This window comes from Shewanella sp. YLB-07 (genome assembly GCF_009377275.1).
The window spans coordinates 1-1285 of record NZ_VOQB01000039.1 but is presented as its reverse complement, the minus strand read 5'-3'; the positions used below and the strand labels follow the sequence as shown (position 1 = coordinate 1285).

Sequence of the window (1285 nt, the reverse complement as noted above, 5' to 3'; positions counted from 1 at the left end):
GACTGCTTTTCATCATCCAGTCTGACATGGTGCGGCGGCTTAAGTGGATACCCCATTGCTTAAACTGAGTTTCCTGACGATAAAGCGGCATATGGTATTGATATTTAGCGGTAATGATTTGACTGAGCAAGCTCGGTGTTGCGATACCCTTGGGGATAGGTGATGGTGGAACGGGTGCCTGCTTAATCGGGGTTATCGTGTTGTGAGTCTCACAATGGCGACAAGCATACTTTGGACGGACATGTTGTTGCACTTCCACTTTAGCTGGCACGAACTCCAGTTTTTCACTGATATCCTCGCCGATTTTATGTTAGTCGTGGCCGCAGCACTCGCAAGTCTTATCTTCATCAGGGATGTCATGCACAATGACTGTACGAGGAAGTTCTGCTGGTAGCGGCTTACGCTTGGGTTTGTTACGGGTATAGGTAACGGTCTCAACGTCTGCTGACTCATCCTTGTCACATTCCTCTTCAGCCTCATTAAACAGCGAAGCTTGCTCTGGGCTCACTTCACTGCTTTTACCAAACCGGTGATGTTGAGCTAAACGAAACTGTTCGAGTAAACGTTGATATTTATTTTCCGTTACAGCTAAAAGCGCCTCAGTTTCTAGCAATTTAGCCAGAAGCTGTTGGGGTGATAACTTGGTTTCTATCGGTGCTTTATTCATGGCGTTATTATACCACTACACCCCATGAGCACGATGATTTACAGCTTATTTAGTTCTATTTATCTGCACATTTTCAATCGGTTACTGTACCGTTGACTGATAGTCCAGTTTTTGATGTCCCATCACCTCAAAACCTTGCAGTAGCCATTGCAACTGCTGATGTGAGAGCGACAAAGTTTCAGACTCTATTTTCGAAGGCCATTTAAAGCGTTCCTTGTCGAGACGCTTATACCACAGTGCAAATCCTGTTCGGTCCCAGTATAAGATTTTAAGCTTGTCCCGGGCTTTGTTGGTAAAGACAAATAACGCATCTGAAAACGGTGATAGCTGCATATCTTGCTCGACGATGACGACCAGGCCGTTAATGGACTTGCGAAAGTCGACCACATCTCGATGCAAGTAGAGGGTCTCTATATCAGAGAACTGTGACATCTAGCGGCACTCCCTGAGTAGCTGGCCTAGCCAACGTGGGTCAGTATTGACCGGAAGCGTCAATGACATTGCCCCTACGGCCAGGTTAATCACCGCCACTTCTTGTGGTGGCTCTGTCGTTAATGCCTCTGCTTTGGGCGTGAGTTTTACAAAGGTTGAATGGAATGCTTCCTTAGCCTTCATCAA

2 protein-coding genes and 1 pseudogene are annotated in these 1285 nt (G+C 46.4%); all 3 read right to left on the bottom strand.

From position 1 onward, the window contains the following. A pseudogene (locus FS373_RS32390) lies at positions 1–667 on the bottom strand (IS66 family transposase zinc-finger binding domain-containing protein); the annotation flags it as partial. 81 nt (positions 668–748) lie between these two features. Further along, entirely contained in the window at positions 749–1099 is a 351-nt protein-coding gene (tnpB, locus tag FS373_RS31360; protein ID WP_144045728.1) for an IS66 family insertion sequence element accessory protein TnpB, read from the bottom strand. After that, a partial coding sequence (locus FS373_RS31775; protein WP_227993461.1) for a hypothetical protein occupies positions 1100–1285 on the bottom strand: 186 nt, incomplete at its 5' end.